The organism is Methanofollis aquaemaris (genome assembly GCF_017357525.1).
GTDB lineage: Archaea > Halobacteriota > Methanomicrobia > Methanomicrobiales > Methanofollaceae > Methanofollis > Methanofollis aquaemaris.
The window spans coordinates 935,593-952,017 of record NZ_CP036172.1 but is presented as its reverse complement, the minus strand read 5'-3'; the positions used below and the strand labels follow the sequence as shown (position 1 = coordinate 952,017).

The 16,425-nt window shown below is 61.8% G+C and carries 20 protein-coding genes; 4 read left to right on the top strand and 16 right to left on the bottom strand.

Going from position 1 to position 16,425, the window contains the following annotated elements; all coding sequences use genetic code 11:
* From RJ40_RS04665 to RJ40_RS04625, 9 genes are all read right to left on the bottom strand, one after another.
* Window positions 1–744 (bottom strand): proteasome assembly chaperone family protein, encoded by a 744-nt coding sequence (locus RJ40_RS04665; RefSeq protein ID WP_265582196.1) that lies wholly within the window; start codon window positions 742–744, stop codon window positions 1–3.
* A complete protein-coding gene (locus RJ40_RS04660; protein WP_265582195.1) occupies window positions 732–893 on the bottom strand; it encodes an RNA-protein complex protein Nop10 in 162 nt (53 codons plus the stop codon). Before RJ40_RS04660 ends, RJ40_RS04665 begins: the two co-directional genes overlap by 13 nt.
* Complete coding sequence (locus RJ40_RS04655) at window positions 890–1,675, bottom strand: translation initiation factor IF-2 subunit alpha (RefSeq protein ID WP_265582194.1); 786 nt, start codon at window positions 1,673–1,675, stop codon at window positions 890–892. The genes RJ40_RS04660 and RJ40_RS04655 overlap by 4 nt, the downstream gene beginning before the upstream one ends.
* A 9-nt stretch (window positions 1,676–1,684) precedes the next feature.
* Window positions 1,685–1,873, bottom strand: a complete 189-nt coding sequence (locus tag RJ40_RS04650; protein WP_265582193.1) for a 30S ribosomal protein S27e — start codon at window positions 1,871–1,873, stop codon at window positions 1,685–1,687.
* A 4-nt stretch (window positions 1,874–1,877) separates the two neighbouring features.
* The gene (locus tag RJ40_RS04645; RefSeq protein WP_265582192.1) at window positions 1,878–2,156 is read right to left on the bottom strand and encodes a 50S ribosomal protein L44e; all 279 of its coding nucleotides are present in this window, start codon (window positions 2,154–2,156) and stop codon (window positions 1,878–1,880) included.
* Window positions 2,157–2,311: 155 nt separating this feature from the next.
* A complete protein-coding gene (locus RJ40_RS04640; RefSeq protein WP_265582191.1) occupies window positions 2,312–2,947 on the bottom strand; it encodes a DNA replication complex subunit Gins51 in 636 nt (211 codons plus the stop codon).
* A complete protein-coding gene (gene priS / locus RJ40_RS04635) occupies window positions 2,944–4,077 on the bottom strand; it encodes a DNA primase catalytic subunit PriS (RefSeq protein WP_265582190.1) in 1,134 nt (377 codons plus the stop codon). Before priS ends, RJ40_RS04640 begins: the two co-directional genes overlap by 4 nt.
* Window positions 4,074–5,645: a tRNA uridine(34) 5-carboxymethylaminomethyl modification radical SAM/GNAT enzyme Elp3 gene (locus RJ40_RS04630; RefSeq protein WP_265582189.1), complete on the bottom strand. Its 1,572-nt coding sequence runs from the start codon at window positions 5,643–5,645 to the stop codon at window positions 4,074–4,076. Before RJ40_RS04630 ends, priS begins: the two co-directional genes overlap by 4 nt.
* A gap of 90 nt (window positions 5,646–5,735) precedes the next feature.
* Complete coding sequence (locus RJ40_RS04625; RefSeq protein ID WP_265582188.1) at window positions 5,736–5,927, bottom strand: UPF0058 family protein; 192 nt, start codon at window positions 5,925–5,927, stop codon at window positions 5,736–5,738.
* Between the two features lie 54 nt (window positions 5,928–5,981).
* On the opposite strand from RJ40_RS04625, the gene RJ40_RS04620 reads away from it, so the two are divergent.
* Window positions 5,982–6,866, top strand: a complete 885-nt coding sequence (locus RJ40_RS04620; RefSeq protein ID WP_265582187.1) for an ADP-ribosylglycohydrolase family protein — start codon at window positions 5,982–5,984, stop codon at window positions 6,864–6,866.
* 161 nt (window positions 6,867–7,027) lie between these two features.
* On the opposite strand, the gene RJ40_RS04615 is transcribed toward RJ40_RS04620, so the two are convergent.
* Both RJ40_RS04615 and RJ40_RS04610 read right to left on the bottom strand, forming a co-directional pair.
* The gene (locus RJ40_RS04615) at window positions 7,028–7,483 is read right to left on the bottom strand and encodes a UPF0179 family protein (RefSeq protein ID WP_265582186.1); all 456 of its coding nucleotides are present in this window, start codon (window positions 7,481–7,483) and stop codon (window positions 7,028–7,030) included.
* A 6-nt stretch (window positions 7,484–7,489) separates the two neighbouring features.
* Window positions 7,490–8,569, bottom strand: a complete 1,080-nt coding sequence (locus RJ40_RS04610; protein ID WP_265582606.1) for an NAD(P)-dependent glycerol-1-phosphate dehydrogenase — start codon at window positions 8,567–8,569, stop codon at window positions 7,490–7,492.
* Between the two features lie 10 nt (window positions 8,570–8,579).
* Between RJ40_RS04610 and RJ40_RS04605 the strand changes: the two genes are divergently transcribed.
* The 3 genes from RJ40_RS04605 to proS are packed head-to-tail and all read left to right on the top strand — an operon-like array spanning window position 8,580 to window position 11,430.
* The gene (locus RJ40_RS04605; RefSeq protein WP_265582185.1) at window positions 8,580–9,425 is read left to right on the top strand and encodes a DUF63 family protein; all 846 of its coding nucleotides are present in this window, start codon (window positions 8,580–8,582) and stop codon (window positions 9,423–9,425) included.
* On the top strand, window positions 9,418–9,984 hold the full coding sequence (locus tag RJ40_RS04600; protein WP_265582184.1) for a stage II sporulation protein M: 567 nt from the start codon (window positions 9,418–9,420) through the stop codon (window positions 9,982–9,984). Before RJ40_RS04605 ends, RJ40_RS04600 begins: the two co-directional genes overlap by 8 nt.
* A gap of 9 nt (window positions 9,985–9,993) precedes the next feature.
* Window positions 9,994–11,430: a proline--tRNA ligase gene (proS, locus tag RJ40_RS04595; RefSeq protein WP_265582183.1), complete on the top strand. Its 1,437-nt coding sequence runs from the start codon at window positions 9,994–9,996 to the stop codon at window positions 11,428–11,430.
* On the opposite strand, the gene RJ40_RS04590 is transcribed toward proS, so the two are convergent.
* The 5 genes from RJ40_RS04590 to RJ40_RS04570 all read right to left on the bottom strand — a co-directional run bounded on the left by RJ40_RS04590 (window position 11,424) and on the right by RJ40_RS04570 (window position 16,372).
* On the bottom strand, window positions 11,424–11,882 hold the full coding sequence (locus tag RJ40_RS04590) for a hypothetical protein (RefSeq protein WP_265582182.1): 459 nt from the start codon (window positions 11,880–11,882) through the stop codon (window positions 11,424–11,426). The two genes, proS and RJ40_RS04590, sit on opposite strands and share 7 nt — an antisense overlap.
* A gap of 2 nt (window positions 11,883–11,884) precedes the next feature.
* Window positions 11,885–12,373, bottom strand: a complete 489-nt coding sequence (locus RJ40_RS04585) for a pyruvoyl-dependent arginine decarboxylase (RefSeq protein ID WP_322743912.1) — start codon at window positions 12,371–12,373, stop codon at window positions 11,885–11,887.
* 692 nt (window positions 12,374–13,065) lie between these two features.
* Window positions 13,066–13,212 carry a YHS domain-containing protein gene (locus tag RJ40_RS04580; protein ID WP_265582180.1) on the bottom strand — a complete coding sequence of 49 codons (147 nt, stop codon included), beginning with the start codon at window positions 13,210–13,212 and terminating at the stop codon, window positions 13,066–13,068.
* Between the two features lie 5 nt (window positions 13,213–13,217).
* Window positions 13,218–15,677, bottom strand: a complete 2,460-nt coding sequence (locus RJ40_RS04575) for a heavy metal translocating P-type ATPase (protein ID WP_265582179.1) — start codon at window positions 15,675–15,677, stop codon at window positions 13,218–13,220.
* Window positions 15,678–15,703: 26 nt separating this feature from the next.
* A complete protein-coding gene (locus RJ40_RS04570) occupies window positions 15,704–16,372 on the bottom strand; it encodes an endonuclease V (protein WP_265582178.1) in 669 nt (222 codons plus the stop codon).
* Window positions 16,373–16,425: the final 53 nt, after the last annotated feature.

Below are 16,425 nucleotides of genomic sequence, written 5' to 3'. Positions count from 1 at the left end.
TCACCCGATATAGTTGAGGGACTCTTCCTCTTTGCCCCGCTCCATCTCTTCGTACCTGGCGAGGATCTTTTCCATCTCAGCCGCATGCACTGCGAGTTGTGTGGGATCGACCTCGACCCCGAGGAGTCTGGTGAGAACCGCGAGCACCCCGCCGGCACTCTTCGGGTCGACGAGATAGCCGGGGGTCTCGCCCATCAGGCAGATCCCGTCCATCCCGCGCTCCGTAGCAAGCCCGAGGAGGAGACCCGCGGCCCCGACGATCCCGCCGGGCTCGTCGCCGGCCATCACACCGCCGGCTTCGGTCACCTCTTCGATAAGCTTCTCGTCGTTCACTGCACCGAGCACCCTCGGTTCCTCGACCAGGTGGCCGACTCCGAAGCCGCCCAGGGTGTAGACCCGCTTCACCCCGAGTTCCTCGGCGACATCGAGATACGCGTCGGCAAGGAGGTAGTGCCCCTCGTTGGAAGTGCTCTGGAAGTCGCCGATGAGAAACGCGATTGACTTCTCCTCACCCTTCCAGAGATAGATCTCGTTGGCCGGCAAGCGGACGACGCCGCCAGGGTCGATGAGCACCTGCGGCGGGAGGAAAACGGAGATGATATCCACGATCTTCTCCGCGCCGAGTTCTTGGATCATATGCTCGACGACGAGTTTGCCGACTTGACCGATCCCCGGCAGCCCCTCGACGAGAATGTCTGCCTGGACCTTGTCTTCGGTGAGATATGCTACGCCTATGTCGTCCATTGCTTCGCCAGCCTCCTGTAAGCACCGTAATGGTCCTGGGGAGAGTACCTGGCGGGATGTGCCGTCCTTGTCGGTTCCCCACAGACTGGACAGCGGAAAAAGAGGGTGTAGCGGTGGTCCCGCTCGCAGTACCGGATCCGCCCGCTCATGCGCTCTTTGCCTTTCTTACAAACTTTCCGGTGTCACCGGCCCGTTCCATGACCCCGATCGCCGCAGATGACGCTTTATCGATGGTCTTTTCGGCCATCTTATAGTCAGGTGCGGTGACCTTGATCCGGTAGTTCGGGGCCCCAAGGTAGACGAGTTCGATGTCGACTTCTTCCTCAACCTTCGGCTGTGCGCTCCGGAGAGCCCTGCGGATGATGTTCACTCCGTCCGGCTTCGTCGAGGCAAGGACGAGAGTCCCGGTGATCGTCACCTTCGGAATCTTTACGTTTTCCTGAGCGACGGTCTTGAGGGCTTCGTTGACCTCTGTCTTGAAGTCCAGATCCTTCAGTGCGGCGTCGCCTTTTGTCACGATCTCCTCGAATGCCGAATAGAGCAGTCCGAAGTTGGAGTAGAAGGCATCCCTGATCAGTTGGGGATCGGCGCCGGTACCTTTTGCGACAAAACCGATCCACTTCTCGGCCTTCTGCTCGTTCTTCCACTCCTGGATCTTCTCACGCCGCTGGTGGTCGTTGACATCCTTGAGGGAGAGATCGATGTGTCCGCGCTTGGGATCGACGCTGAGAACCTTGCAAACGACCTTCTGACCCTCTCTGACGTAGTCTCTGATGTGCTTGACCCAGCCGGTTGCGATCTCGGAGATGTGAATAAGACCTTTCTTGCTCGCGTATTCGTCCAGACGCACAAAGGCTACAAAGTCCTTGACGTCTTCAACGGTGCATACGACGAGTTCGCTCTCTTCCGGCCATTCGTCTATATCGTGCATCTGACAATCTCACTGGAGTTCTGCCGTGATCTCAGCTTTGATCGTTGCCTTGCCACCGGTGGGTTCGGCGAGGACATGCCCGCAGACCGCACAGTCGACGACCGTGGCGGCCTTCTCGAAGATCACCTGCTCGTTCTCGCAGTCAGGACACTTGACCCTGTAGAACTTGCTCCTGTTTTCTCTGTGCTGATGTACCATATTTTCACTCCACAATCTCGAACTTGCCTGCTCTCCATCCCGCACGGAGGTGTGCCTTCCCGCACTTGGTGCAACGGTACCTGACGTTAACCTTCTTGGTTGGCTTGTCGCCACCAGGTACCTTTGAGAACTTGCCCATGTTGCCCACTTTCCCTCTCCGGGCTTTCTGCCGGTCGATCCAGTGCAGACCGTTGACGCGGCCCTTCTTCACCTTCTCAACTTCGTGTACCTCATGCGATCTGCAGTGCGGACAGTAAGCCCTAAATTTTGCTGGCATTTTCATGAAATAAGCCCCTCACGATGGTCGTTGCAGCCCGTTCCGGGCTTGGCGGCAGTGCCGGGTCCGACCTATTATCGGGGGGAATCCGGGATCCAATGAAGGATATCCCATTTTCTTCCCACCCTGATTGCCCGGCACTATTCTCTCGAATATCTGTATTATTTGATAAGCCTTATATTTAAGGCTATGTTGCGCCCGCAGAGCACGTCCGCATTCTCCCTGGGGAGGGTGACGATGTCCTCTGTCTCAAGGGCGTAGGTGCGGCCGTCAAGTCCCATGAACTCAGGGACTTCCTCTCTGATCAACACCAGCGCAGTCCCGGCCGCGGCCGCGGCCCCCGGTGCCGGCACTTCTTCCTCTTCACCGGCGGGGAAGATCAGTTCGTCCTCGACCGGCGCCGTGGGGGTGAACTCTCTCTCTGTTCCTTCGAGGAGGCCCTCGCGGCATGCGGCGATCTCGCGGCAGACCGCATCGAACATCGTTCGTTCTGCCGGGAGCATCAATTTCAGTTCCTCCTTGTCCGAGTACTCGGCCTCGTTCTGGGCCTCGGCAAGTCTCATGATCTTCTTGAGTCTGATCTTGATGATGCCATTGAGCGTCTCCTTGATCGCCTGGAACCGGTCCTGGAGGACCGCGCTCTCCTCGGAGAAGGGGTCATGGATCTGATTGATCTCCTCGTAGAGTTCGTCCAGAGAGCGCTTCGCCGTCCTGAAGAGGTCGCCCGGGATCTCGGAGAGTTTCCCGCTCTCCCGCTCGTTCCAGACAATGATCCTGAGATCGTCGAGGTCCATCATCGCCGCCCACCCCCGATCTCGGCGATCCCGCGACAGCAGAGGAAGACGGCCAGGGCCTCGGGGACGAGGTTGGTCCCCTTCTTCACAGTGTAGGTCTTCCCGAGGATCGGCATCGAGAGTCCGAAGGCCGCGTCCACCTTCACCTCCCGCTCAGAGAAGACGACGGCGTCGACGAGCGGGTCGAAGTCGGGAAGTTCCTTGAGCGGGACTTCGACGACCCGCAGTCCGCTCCCGCCGTGGAGGGAGGTCGGCATTCTGATCAACCGTTTGATGTCGGTCGTCACCGGTTCGTCGACCAGGGCGGCCCGGTCCTTGATCAGGGGTATGAGTTCTCCACCTTCTCCAGAGAGGAGAGTCTGCAGTACCGAGGAGGAGAGGAGATCTCTGGGGATTCTGCCTGCGGCGAACTCTGCAGACTGCATCGACGCAAGGAAACGCCCGGCATAGATCTCCCCTACCCCCTCCATCTCGAGCAGGTGTTTGCGGGCGGCCTTCTCACCGTCGGCAAAAAGCCGGTTGGCGTACTCCTGGAGGGCCGAGGCGAACCTGCCCTGCCAGCCCCCACTATTCCCCATGGCAAAGAGGGAACCGGGGGCGAGACCGGTGGCGCAGAGATAGTCGACGATTTCCCTGCGCTCCTGGCTCTCCCAGCCGAGGACTCTTGGGTCTCTGACATGGACATGATATCCTCGCCCGCCTGAGAAGACGAGAGTGAGCGACTTTCGGGAGAAGCCAAGTTCTTCGGTGAGCATGGTCAGGAGTTTCTCGGTCTCCTCCTTGACCCGCGCGAGCATCGCATCGTAGGGCACGCCCTTCACCAGGTGGTCGGCATCGATGTCGAAGATGAGATCGGCCCCGGTCCAACCCTTCTCCCCCATCGTCCCCGCGCCGGGATCGGTGTAGTAGGCTGTCGAATAATAGGCGTGCGCCGGTGCCATCGACCTGATGTAGTCGGTGCACTCCTCGCGCGACCCGAAGCCCAGGTGACGGCGCATCCGTATCCCCTGCTCCTGGCCGAAGAAGACGAAACCCCACTCCCGCTGCTGGAGCCCTGGGGGCATGGCGAGGAAATTCTCGCGATAATACGAATTGAAGCGCTGGTTGAGGAATTCGAGGGTTGCGGGTTTCATTGCAGTCTCTTTACCATGTATGGCCCTTCGCGTTCATAGCCCTGACCCCGATAATAGGGTCTGACCCCCACCCCGCTGTTGACGGCGAGGCGGCCGAAGCCGTCTGCGCGTGCGGTCTCCTCGGCCCTGGCAAGAAGTTCTCTGCCGAAGTTGCGGTGCTGGAATTCTCCCTCTCCGCTGTTCGTCCCGAGGGGGACCATCGCCCCGTAGACATGGAGCTCGCGCAGGAGGGCCGCCCCGTCGAGTTCGGGCCTGACCGCCTCCCCCGGATAGCGGAGGCGCGCGAAGCCGATGAGGGCGTCGCCGGCCTCGACCTGGATGAAGTGTTCGGTCCCGCCGCAGCACGCATAGGTCAGGTCTCGCACCGCCGGGGTGCCGGTGGGCCGGCGTCGCCCGGCCTCCCGGCACCTGATGCACCGGCACGCCCCGCCATGTTCGTGCAACCGCTGCTGGGCGAGTTGCCTGAAGTTGGAGTGGCGCGACCCCGCGACGATCAACCGCGCCGGGATGTCGCGCTGCACCCGCTGGAGACGGACATATTCGGGCAGGAGAGACTTTGCATAGGCGACGAGATCCACCAGGTCGTCTTCAGGGTATGGGGCGTACCCCCCCTCTTCCCAGAGGGTTTCGATCTCTGAGCCGGGCGTCACCAGGGTGGGATAGATCTTGAGAAAGTCAGGCCTGAACCCCTCGTCTGCAAAGAGTGTCTGAAACATCTCCCGGTCCTTTTCGAGATCGCTTCCCGGGAGGTTTGGCATCATGTGAAACCCGACCTTGATCCCGGCGTCCCGCAGGAGACGGTTCGCTTCGACCGCATCGGCCACCATGCACCCGCGCCGGTTGAGGGTGAGGACGGCGTCGTCGGTGTGCTGGACACCGAGTTCGACCTTGGTCACCCCGAGGTCAAGCATCCCGTCGAGGTGCTCGCGCCGGCACCAGTCGGGACGGGTCTCGAAGGTCGTGGCAATGCACCGCACCGGTGCTGATTCGTTCTCCTCCAGGACCGTCGCCGGGTCGAAGGGACGGTGTTCGCCGGAGCGGTACTCGTTCATCGCGTGGACGCACGAGTGGACAAACCACTCCTGATACTCTCTTGGGCGTGCGGTCATCGTCCCGCCCATCACGATCAGTTCGGCCTTGTCCACATGATGACCCAGGGCCTCGAGTTGCGAGAGTCTGGCCTGCACCTGGGCATAGGGATCGAACTCGTGCTGGGTGCCCCTGAGGGCCGCCGGTTCCTGGCCGGTGTAACTCTGCGGCGAACCGAAGGGGTGTTCAGGGCCGCCCGGGCAGGGGAGACACTTGCCATGCGGGCAGGGGGCCGGTGAGGTCATCGTCGCAATCGGGGCGACGCCCGAGATCGTCCGGGTCGGTTTGACCATGAGCACCTCGCGCAGCACCTTCTCCTCGTCGGGCGTGGCTGCGGCGAGGATCGCGGAGTTCTTGGGGATGGAACTCACGCTATATTTTCGGCAGACCGCAATCTTAACCCGCTGGAGATCTGATGTCCCGCAGGGCTGAGAAGAGATGCGGGAGATGATCTCCCGGCAGAGGTCGACATCATCCATACCGTCTTAATGTTCTTGTGCTACGCCCTCATTATGGGTTGCCTTGTGGATCCCTTCCACCTGCTGGGCGAGGGGAGTGGAACTGCGCAGCTAGTGAACCAGGTCCTCGCCGAGTGCAAGGATCGCCTTCTTGTGGGAGATCTTGTTCTTGTGGATGTGGGCGGGGGAGACGCCAAGCACATCGTAATCCGGGGTGTAAACCTCATCTCCGGTGGTAGTTTCGTAATATTTCTTGATATGCATCAAGAGCATGTGTAAGTGGAGCAACTCTTCCTTCTGCACGCAATCACCTAACTTCAAAAATTACATTTTTTCTTCGATTGATATAGTTTATTGGTGATCTTTATATCGGACTTCATGAGAGCGGCCGGGTGCCTTGTTGGGCTTGCTGTAGGCGACGCGTTGGGTGCGCCCCTCGAGGGGCTGCCCCCGCCTGAAAACCGCGTGACCAGAATGCTTGGGGGAGGAATTCATGATATTCAAAGGGGTGAGTTCACTGACGATGCCCTTCAGGCCATCGGACTTGCCGAGTCCCTCGTCTCGTGCCGCGGATTCTCGCCCGAGGACTTCATGGAGAGACTGGTCAGGGCCTTCGAAGGGGCACCTGAATTTTACGGGCCCACCTCACGGACAGTCTTCACCCTGGTCAGGCAGGGGTGCGCTCTAGAACAGGCTGCGGCCGTCGCGCACCTCATGAACAAGGGGAGCAGAACAAACGGGAGCGTGATGCGTGCCCCGCCTCTCGGGATCTATTACCCGCCGCACGCGGTGCGTGAGGTGAGCCTTGTGTGCTCCGCCCTCACCCACTATGACCCGGTCGCCGGCGAATGCTCGGCCTTCGTGAACCAGATGGTTTCGGAGATGTGCCGGGGCGTCCCGAAGGTGCGGGCCTTCACCCATGCTCTCGACCGGTGCCAGAGCCCTGAGGTCGCCGAACGCCTGGGCGAGTTCGACCGATGGCCGATCGAACCATCTCTCGACGCTGTACTCGCCACCCACGCGGCCGTGGCTGTCTTCATGGGCTCGGACGGGTTTGAAAATACGGTGGTGCGGGCAATAAACCTGGGTGGCGACGCCGACACGGTGGGCGCGATCGCGGGGGCGCTTGCCGGGGCCTGCTACGGTTTTCCATCCATACCGCACCGGTGGCTCGTTGACCTCCGCCACACTGGCAGGCTCCTCGCCCTCTCGAGGAGACTCTGCGCTGCGGCCCCGGGTTGAGGGGGTTTGTGATCTGGTGTTTGCCTTATGGGGGGGCGGCACCATGTCTATCATGCCCCTCCCGGCGCGATTTGATGGGGGATGGCGTGAGAACAGAGGGTTACGAAAAATGTATGAGGTTTCAATTCATGAGCGATTCTATAGGGTCTAAGTTCCTCTGATCAGGCCCCCGCCGGGCGCAGTTCTACGAGTTTTAGGTTCCGTCCCTTCTCGCAGACGTCCGGCCCGGTGCCCAGCACTTTGGCGACGATGTATTTCTCGCCCTCGATGATCCCGTCGGGGTGGCAGAGATGATAACTCCGGCACCTGGTTCTGGTGCAGGGAGACTCGAAGTGGATACTGGAGTTGAGGATGGCCCGGTCGGCCGGGATGAGGGTGGTGACCGGGGCCTCGATCACCTCGACCGCACAGATCCCATCTTTATGGACGGCACATTCCTGCTTGGTGTTCGGCCTGACCCCGACGACCTGATACTTTTTCCCTGGCTGGAGATTGTGGCAGACCTTCCAGAGTTTGCAGTTCCTGCATGCCGTCGCCTCGCTTTCGTACACGAATTCAAGCCCTTTCTCCGCGAGACACGTCCCGAGCAGGGTCACTTTTGCTTTTGGTTTGGCCATGACTATTCACTCCTCATAGAGCATCCTGACAAGTCGCCGGGCACTCTCCCTGGAGAGGCCCATGTCCAGGATCGTGAACCGCTCAGGCCTGATGGTCCGGGCCTCCAGGAGAGCCTCGACCGCGGTCTCGTCGTCGATCCCGAGTTCTGCCGGGGTCGTCGGCGCCCCGATTCTCTTGAGTGAGTCCCGGATCCACCGCCAGTCCCCGCCGTGGAGGTACATCGTCATGATCGCCCCGACCCCGCACTGTTCCCCGTGGAGCGCCTGCCCTGGTGCGAGGCGGTCGAGGGCGTGGGAGAACTTGTGTTCGCCCCCGCTCGCGGGTCTGGAGGAACCTGCAATGGACATCGCCACGCCTGAGGAGACGAGAGCCTTCATCACGATCCAGGCGCTTTCCTCGGTCCGGGCGTTGATCACGCCGGTGTTCTTGACGATTATCTCTGCGGTCATCTTCGAGAGGGCTATCGCATACTCAGAGACAGTGTCACCCCTGAGGCGGTGGGCAAGTTCCCAGTCCAGGATCGCGGTGTAGTTGGAGATGATGTCGGCACACCCCGCGGCCAGGAGGCGGGTCGGGGCGGCGGCGATGATCGCGGTGTCGGCGACGACGGCGATCGGCGGGTGGGCGTCGAGGGAAACACTCCCTTCAGGGGTCGGAATCGAGGCCCGCGCCGAGGCGATCCCGTCGTGGGCCCCTGCGGTCGGGACCGAGACGAACTGGCGGTCGAGGTTGTACGAGACGATCTTGGCGGTGTCGATGACCCGACCCCCCCCGGCCCCGATGACGAAGTCCGATCCGGTCCCAAATTCCTCGGCGGCTGCAATCTCGTCGAGAGAACCGGTGCGGACGATAAAGGTGGTTACTTCGCACCGCCCTTCCAGAAGGGAGGCGATCCGATTGCCCGCGATCTCCCGTGTCCGTTCACCGGTGATAAGCAGGGCATGTCTGCCCAGACCAAGGTCCTGGCAGACTGAGGGGAGTTCTTCGAGCATGTTATGCCCGATGAGCACGTCACGCGGGAGCTGCATCCATCTGGACTTGTCAAAGACCTTCTCCCTCAGTACTTTAATACCCTCTCCACCCATGAGATCACAGATGATTAGGGACTTCATCTACAAATATTACATCGATCCGATCAGGTATGGTCAGGCGTACACGGTCGTCGATACGCTCACGTATGCGATAATCCTGATCATCGCGGTATATCTCGTCTACCGGGGCCTCCAGCGGTTTGGAATTCCGGTGGACCGGAAGTTCGTCCTCTCCACCATCCCCTTCGTCGTGCTCGGCGGTCTCCTGCGGGTGGTCGAGGACACCGGGATGATCACCTCCGACATCAGGTTCCTGCTGATTACCCCGCTCATCTTCTTTGCGATCTTCTTCATCACCGCCGGGGCCCTGTTTGTCTCCCGTCTCCTCGAACTCAAAGGCGTGGTCTCCGACTACACCCGGCCCTATGCCTGGACCGGCATCGCCCTCTCGGTGGCGTCCTTCCTCCTGCTTATGGTCTGGGGTGCGACGCACACGCAGATCGACTTTGTCGTCCTCTTCGTCATCCCGGCGATGGCAGTGGCCACGACGGCCGCCGTCTGGGGCGCCCTCCGCTACCTTGCCGGCTGGGAATATGTCACCGAGCCCCTGTACGCCCTCCTCATCTTCGGACACATGCTCGATGCGAGTGCCACGAGTTTCGGGATCGACCTCCACCCCCTCCACTATGTGGAGCAGCACGTCGTCGGTTCCCATCTCATCGACCTGACCGGCACGGCCTTTTCGATGTTCCTCCTGAAACTGGCGGTGATCGTCCCGGCGATCTACATCCTCGAACTCTACCGGAAAGAGGGGAACCCCGCCTTCTGGCACCTGGTCCTGCTGGCGATGATCGTTGTCGGGATGGCGCCGGGGATCAGGGATCTGATGCGTATGGTGCTCTATGTCTAGAGACGCCCTCCTCCTCCCGCTGGCCGTCGCCCTCCTCCTCTTCTTCGGCGGGGCCGGTGCCGGCTACGTCTTTGCGGCCTCGGGCGACCCCGCGGCCCAGATGCTCCTGGATACCGTTAAAGAAGGCGTCTTCGCCCAGGTCGCCGATGATGCACCCCTCATGCTCGCCGCAAAGATCTTCCTCAACAACCTCCAGGCCTGTGCAATCCTCTTCCTCGGAGGGGCGACCTTCGGGCTGCTCACGTTCTTCATCCTCTTCTCCAACGGCCTGGTCGTCGGCATCTTCGTCAACGAGATCATCGACACCCTCGGGCCCCTCGGCCTGGCGGCGGGGATCGTTCCCCACGGAATCTTCGAGCTTCCTGCCATCTTCATCTCCGGCGCCCTTGGTCTTGCCCTGGCCAGGGCGATGGTGGCGGAGTTGATGGGCCGGGGCGACGCGGTGGCCGAGGCCACCAGGATGGGCGGACAATTTCTCCGTATTGTCGTCCCTCTTCTCGTTGTGGCGGCCGTTATAGAGGCATTTATTACGCCCGCACTCCTACAGGTAGTGATTTGAGGTACCCCAATGGAAGAAGAGAGCGGTTCACTCCCATCAAAATCTGACTTTTCGGCATGGTACAATGACGTGCTCTGGCGGGCGGAGATCATGGACGTCCGCTACCCGGTCAAGGGGCTGTATGTCTGGTACCCCTTCGGGTTCGGGCTGCGGCGGCAGACCTATGCCATCCTCCGCAACCTCCTCGACGGTTCGGAGCATGAGGAGACGCTTTTTCCGCTTCTCATTCCAAAGACCGAGTTCATGAAAGAGGCCGAGCACATCAAGGGTTTCGAGGACGAGGTCTACTGGGTCACCCACGGTGGTCTCTCCGAACTCGACATCCCCCTGGCCCTGCGGCCGACGAGCGAGACATCCATCTACCCGATGTTCGCCCTCTGGATCAGGTCGCATGCCGACCTCCCGCTCAAGGTCTACCAGATCGTCAACACCTTCAGGTACGAGACCAAGCACACGAGACCGCTCATCCGTCTGCGGGAGATCACCTCGTTCAAGGAGGCCCACACCGCCCATGCCACCTGGGATGAGGCGGCAGCACAGGTGGAGATCGCCCTCTCGCTGTACACCCGGTTCTACGACGACCTCTGCATCCCGATCACCATCTCCCGCCGGCCCGACTGGGACAAGTTCCCGGGCGCCGACTACACGATGGCCGTCGATGCCCTGATGCCTGACGGCCGGACGCTCCAGGTGGGAACGGTCCACCATCTCGGCGACCACTTCTCGAAGACTTTCGAGATCACCTACGAGGACGCCGAGGGGCAGCAGCAGTATGTCCACCAGACCTGCTACGGGATCTCGGAGCGGTGTATTGCGGCGACGATTGGGGTCCACGGCGACGACAAAGGTCTGGTCCTCCCGCCGAAGGTGGCCCCGGTCCAGGTGGTCGTCATCCCGATCATCATGAAGAAGCGCGCCGACGAGGTGCTGGCGGCGGCCGAGGCGCTGAAGGCCGAACTCGAAACCTCAGGTCTCAAGGTGAAGATCGATACCAGGGATATGCGTCCGGGCGCGAAGTATTATCACTGGGAGATGCACGGCGTGCCCCTGCGGATCGAGGTCGGGCCGCGCGACCTGGACGCCGGCACGGTCGTCGCCGCCACCAGGGACGGCGAGAAGATGACGGTGCAGCGGGACGAGGTCGTCACCGCGGTTCCCGAGATCCTGGGAGCTTATGCGGCCCGTCTGCGCACGAAGGCCGAGGAGTTCCTCACCTCGCACATCACCGAGGCCGGGAGTGTCGAGGAGGCGGCTGAGGCGGTCAAGACCGGGATCGCGGTCGTCCACTGGTGTGGTGACGAGGCATGCGCCGAAGAACTGGAAAAAGTGACCAACGGGAGCGTCCTCGGGACCGAGGTGCGCAGCCCGCATATCAAAAAGTCAGAGGGTCCGTGTGCGGTCTGTGGCCGGCAGGGAACTTCGACCGTGATCGCACGGACTTACTGAGAACAGACGGGGCATCGGAAGAAGACGGAATATCCCGGCTTCTCCGTGTCCCCGGTGAAGATTTTTTTGCCGCCCCTGAGGAAGAGGTGGCCGCAGTCTGCGCAGCGTTTAGGGAGCAGTTGTTCCCGGCGGGTGTATGGCAGTTCGATCTCGAAGGTGACGCTTTCGCCATCGTTTCCGCTCTCTCTCTTCTCCTCGAACTTCTCGATGATCTGCATGGCCTGGAGGGGGTTGGCTCCGAGGTCGTCGAGTTTCTTGAAGAGGAAGTAGTGGCAGATGAGCCAGGAGAGGTCGGAGCGTTCGAGTCCGTCATCGATCTCGAGGCAATCGTCTTCGAGGTCTTCGAGGGCGGAGCCGCAGAGTGGGCACTTTCCGCCGATTAACTCCTCAAGGTAGACCTCTTCGTTGCAATACGGACAGACGGTATGGTGTGCGCGTGTGCGTGATGTCATCTCTACTCCATGAGGAAGACGGTGGCCGCGAGTACGGTGGTCCATGTGCCTTCTTCATCTACGACTGCACTCTCGGTGATATTAAGGGTTTTTTCCGGGATCTTGTCGGTGATGCTGTTATACATATTGTAGGCAAGGCGTTCGGCGTACTCTCCGGTCTTCTCTTTGTTGTCGCCGAAGGCGTGGTGCTCGGCAAAGTATCCCCACTGGTTCTCCATGTCTTCGGGGATGGCCACGCCGATAGAGGCCGAGATCCGCCGGTGCGGTTCGTTGGAGGCGATCCGCGACATGACGGTGAAGACGATGCTTCCCGGTTCGAGGTCGGCGAGGCCGTCGGGGCGCGATATGATCCGGCACTTGGGGGGCAGGATCGAACTCACCGTCACCAGGTTGTAGCACTCGATCTTTGCTGCTCGCAACGCCATCTCAAAGGACCCGAGATACTCGGAGTCCCGTCCCACGCCGCAGGTGAAAAACACCCGTTTTGGCACAAATGTTCTGGTCAATCCATCGCTCACCCGTAAAATCAATTGCGTCTCTATTTGAGACCCGCCCCTACTTAAAAGTATATTTCTTTGCAGAATATTTTCGAGATTTCGTGATATTGTCTGTTGAGACGGGTTTTCCTTGTTTTCCGGTCTGAAATTGATTTCATCATGGTGATCAAGTGGTGGTGTCCTCATACTCTGCCATCTGGAGACTGGATATATCGGAATTATTGTAGGGAGTTATTTTAGAGTGATTACCTCCTCTTTTAGAGGTCAGAAAGTGTCAGATATTTTTCAAAGTCTCTCGTTTGTCCGGGAAGTGATATGTAGAGGAAGTGATCAGAGATCGCATATAGATGCGTCGTAGATCGGGAATCAGACCGATGCTGTATCAAACCACAATCCGGTTCCTGCCCCTCCTGGCACTCTTTCGAAGGGGCGGGATCGCGATAGAGGCCGGAAGGAGGGGGTATGATTATGGACATAGGGGGCGGCGATAGAACCGTGTCCCCGCCCACTGCCCTGCTGTAAGGAATGTGATCAGAAATACCTCCACACTTAAAAGTACCGCTCAGAATTATTTTCATCGCGTATGCTTGAGCCCGGGGTTCATGAACGATTCTATAAAGCCGTAATTTCGTGAAGAAAAAGGTCGGGGTCTCCGGCGATTGAACTGTATTCCCTCCGCTCCCGCCTCACTCCTTAAGATACTTTTCAGGCTCCGCCTCAAACGCCTTCTTGCACCCCGGGGCGCAAAAATAGTAGGTCTTTCCTCGGTACTCCGTGGTGTGTCTCGCCGTCGCCGGGTCGACTTTCATCTTGCAGACCGGGTCGATCTCCATCTGATTTACCTCGTCTCTCCCCTCTTTGCTTCCGGTATATATCCTTTCAGGAGGAGCGAGAGGGAGACGACCGTGACCGAACTGGCGGCCATGGCGAGGCCTGCCAGTTCGGGCCTGAAGACGATCCCGAAGGAGGGGTAGAGCACGCCGGCGGCCACCGGGATGAGGGCGGCGTTGTAGGCGAAGGCCCAGAAGAGGTTGAGTTTCACCCGGCCGATGGTCTTTCTTGCGAGTTGCACCGCAGCGGGGACATCGGTGAGGTCGTCCCTGACCAGGACCACGTCGCCGCTCTCGATGGCCACGTCGGTCCCGCCGCCGATGGCGATCCCGAGGTCGGCCTGGGCCAGCGCCGGGGCGTCGTTGATCCCGTCCCCGACAAAGGCGACATGACTGCCCCTGTCCTGGAGCGCCCTCACCTCGGCCGCCTTCCGGTCGGGGAGCACCTCGGCCAGAACCCGTTCGATCCCGACCTGGTCGGCGATGGCCCTGGCCGTACGTGGGTTGTCCCCGGTGACCATCACGATCGAGAGCCCCATCTTCATGAGCGCCTCGACCGCTCTCGCCGCCGTCGGTTTGAGAGTGTCGGCGACGGCGACGACCCCGATGATCTCGCCGTCGGCCGCGAGGTACGAGACGGTCTTGCCCTCGCCCTCGTACCGCGCCCCTTCCTCCGCGGCCCGGCCCGCCAGGACGACCCCCTCGTCCGCGAGCAGGGCGCGGTTGCCGAGGGCCACCCGGCGTCCGCCGACCGCGGCGACGATCCCCTTGCCGCGGACCGTCTCAAAGCCCGTGCTCTCCGGGAGCGCGAGTCCCTCTTCTTCGGCCCGGCGGACGATGGCGGCGGCCACCGGGTGCTGCGAGTTCTGTTCGACGCCGGCGGCCAGGGCAAGCACCCCGGTCTCGTCCTCACCGATACCCACCACGTCGGTGACGGCCGGCGTCCCCCTGGTGAGGGTGCCGGTCTTGTCGAAGGCGACGACGTCCAGGCCCTCGGCCACCTCCAGCGCCTCGCCGCTCTTGATCAGGATCCCGAGTTCGGCCCCGCGCCCGACCCCGACGGTGATCGCTGTCGGTGTGGCAAGCCCCAGAGCGCAGGGGCAGGCGACGACCAGGACGGCGATGAGCGTGGAGAGAGCGAAGATGAGCGGGGCATCCAGGACAAAATACCAGGTCACAAAAGAGGCCGCGGCGATGGCGAGGACGGTCGGGATAAAGTAGGTGACCGCGGTGTCGGCGATCCGCTGGACCGGCGGCCTCGTCCCCTGGGCCTCCTCGACGAGTCTGATGATCTGGGCAAGGACGGTGTCCCTCCCGACCCGCGTCGCCGTCACCTCCAGCACGCCGTCGCCGTTGACCGTCCCACCGACGACGTTCTCGCCCGGCCCTTTCCCGACCGGGACCGGTTCGCCGGTGACCATCGACTCGTCCACATAACTCTCTCCCTTTCTCACCTCGCCGTCGACCGGAACCTGTGCGCCGGGCAGGACCAGCACCACGTCTCCGGGCTTCACCTCGTCGATGGGCCGCTCCACCCGCTCGCCGTCGACGAGCACCGTGGCGGTCTTCGGCCTGAGACGGACGAGGGCGGCGATCGCCTCGCCGGTCCGTCCCTTCGCCCTGGCCTCCAGGTACCGGCCCAGGGTGAGGAAGGTGGCGAGCATCACCGCCGTCTCGTAGAAGAGGAAGTCGGTGGTGAGCACGACCCTGAAGGTCCCCAGCACCGAAGCGCCGAAGGCGACGCCGATGCCCATCGAGTACATCACGTCCATATTCAGGGACCGGTTCTTCAGGGCCCGCCAGGCCGCCAGGAAGATTGGCCATGAGAGGTAGAGGAACGGCGGGGTGGCGACGACTAGGAGGACGTAGGGCATCGTCACCGGGAGCGGCGGCGCAAAGAACATCAGCGCAATCAGGGCCACCGAGGCGACGGCACCGACGACGGTCCGCCGGAGTCGGTCCTGAAGGTCGGCCTCCCGCGCTTTGCGTTCGATCTCACCGGTCTCCTCCCCCTCCATCCCCAGGTACTGGTATCCCGCGGCCTCGATCGCCGCCTTCATCTCAGGAACGCCGACTGCCGTGGGGTTGTAGGTGACATAGGCCCGTTCGGCCCCGAGGTTCACCATCGCGGTGTGGACGCCGGGGATGGCCTGCAGCGCCGCTTCGACGGTCTTCACGCAGGTGGCGCACATCATCCCGCCGACCTTGAGGGTGGCCCTGCCGGTGACGACCCCGTAGCCTGCGCCGGTGACCGCCTGCTCGATCTCGACCGGCGAGACCTTGGAAGGGTCGTACTCCACCGATGCCTGTTCGGCCCCGAGGTTCACCGAGGCGCTGCTCACCCCTTTCATCTCTTTGAGTGCCTTCTCGACGGTGATGGCGCAGGTGGCGCAGTGCATCCCGGTCACTTTCAGGGTCTCGGTGCGGGTCTCCTTCTCCTTCTTCTCTTCCCCCTCCCCGGTCTCCATGCGCCTCTCTATGCCCTGCCCTGATATCAACGCTTGGTTTTGCCCGCCCTGACCGAGACGGCGCAGCGGTGGGCGGCCCTGAGGGGTTCGGGTCTCCGGTAATTCCCGGTCATGGCGAGGACCAACTCGACCGCGGCGGCGTGGCCTACCAGGTGGCCGGGGGAGACATAGATCGGGCGGGCGCCGGTCCTCGTCCGCACCGCCCACCCGACCACCTCGCCCTCGAAGCGGACCGGGGCGGCGGCGCCCCTCTCACCCCTTGGTTCCCCGGCCTCGCCGACGAGGAGGAGGTCGGCGACGCCGATGGAAGGGGTGCCGAGGAGGACGCCGAGGTGCGAGGCGATCCCGCACCGCCGCGGGTGAGCAATACCGTGGCCGTGGACAAGGATGAGGTCGGGGGTTCGGTCCAGCGCTTCGAGGGCGGCACAGAGCGCGGGGCCTTCCCTGAAGGCGAAGAGCCCTGGGATGTATGGGAACCGCGCCTCACACTCGGTCCATGCCTCGCCGACCTGCTCCAGGCCCGGAAACAAAAAAAGGACGGCGGCTCCGTAGATAGTCGCGCCGTCGCGGGAGTACGCCGCGTCGAGCCCGGCGACGAGAGCGGGTGCTGGCGCACCTCTGGCGACGACCCGGCGGCGGAGGCGTGCCTGGAGAGCCAGAGCCTCGGCGGGATCGTCGGCCCAGATCGGGTGCATGGAGGGAGGTGGCGTCTCCTCCCCATAAGGACTATCATCCCTCCTGCAGAGGA

What these genes read in the sequence shown, in the direction of transcription:
- RJ40_RS04655 (WP_265582194.1), bottom strand. Translation starts at nt 1,675, where the DNA reads ATGCACGATATAGACGAATGGCCGGAAGAGAGCGAACTCGTCGTATGC.
- RJ40_RS04575 (WP_265582179.1), bottom strand. Translation starts at nt 15,677, where the DNA reads ATGGAGACCGGGGAGGGGGAAGAGAAGAAGGAGAAGGAGACCCGCACC.
- RJ40_RS04630 (WP_265582189.1), bottom strand. Translation starts at nt 5,645, where the DNA reads ATGGATGATGTCGACCTCTGCCGGGAGATCATCTCCCGCATCTCTTCT.
- priS (WP_265582190.1), bottom strand. Translation starts at nt 4,077, where the DNA reads ATGAAACCCGCAACCCTCGAATTCCTCAACCAGCGCTTCAATTCGTAT.
- RJ40_RS04570 (WP_265582178.1), bottom strand. Translation starts at nt 16,372, where the DNA reads ATGCACCCGATCTGGGCCGACGATCCCGCCGAGGCTCTGGCTCTCCAG.
- RJ40_RS04610 (WP_265582606.1), bottom strand. Translation starts at nt 8,569, where the DNA reads ATGGGTGGAGAGGGTATTAAAGTACTGAGGGAGAAGGTCTTTGACAAG.
- proS (WP_265582183.1), top strand. Translation starts at nt 9,994, where the DNA reads ATGGAAGAAGAGAGCGGTTCACTCCCATCAAAATCTGACTTTTCGGCA.
- RJ40_RS04645 (WP_265582192.1), bottom strand. Translation starts at nt 2,156, where the DNA reads ATGAAAATGCCAGCAAAATTTAGGGCTTACTGTCCGCACTGCAGATCG.
- RJ40_RS04580 (WP_265582180.1), bottom strand. Translation starts at nt 13,212, where the DNA reads ATGGAGATCGACCCGGTCTGCAAGATGAAAGTCGACCCGGCGACGGCG.
- RJ40_RS04665 (WP_265582196.1), bottom strand. Translation starts at nt 744, where the DNA reads ATGGACGACATAGGCGTAGCATATCTCACCGAAGACAAGGTCCAGGCA.
- RJ40_RS04640 (WP_265582191.1), bottom strand. Translation starts at nt 2,947, where the DNA reads ATGATGGACCTCGACGATCTCAGGATCATTGTCTGGAACGAGCGGGAG.
- RJ40_RS04660 (WP_265582195.1), bottom strand. Translation starts at nt 893, where the DNA reads ATGAGCGGGCGGATCCGGTACTGCGAGCGGGACCACCGCTACACCCTC.
- RJ40_RS04615 (WP_265582186.1), bottom strand. Translation starts at nt 7,483, where the DNA reads ATGGCCAAACCAAAAGCAAAAGTGACCCTGCTCGGGACGTGTCTCGCG.
- RJ40_RS04605 (WP_265582185.1), top strand. Translation starts at nt 8,580, where the DNA reads ATGATTAGGGACTTCATCTACAAATATTACATCGATCCGATCAGGTAT.
- RJ40_RS04650 (WP_265582193.1), bottom strand. Translation starts at nt 1,873, where the DNA reads ATGGTACATCAGCACAGAGAAAACAGGAGCAAGTTCTACAGGGTCAAG.
- RJ40_RS04600 (WP_265582184.1), top strand. Translation starts at nt 9,418, where the DNA reads ATGTCTAGAGACGCCCTCCTCCTCCCGCTGGCCGTCGCCCTCCTCCTC.
- RJ40_RS04590 (WP_265582182.1), bottom strand. Translation starts at nt 11,882, where the DNA reads ATGACATCACGCACACGCGCACACCATACCGTCTGTCCGTATTGCAAC.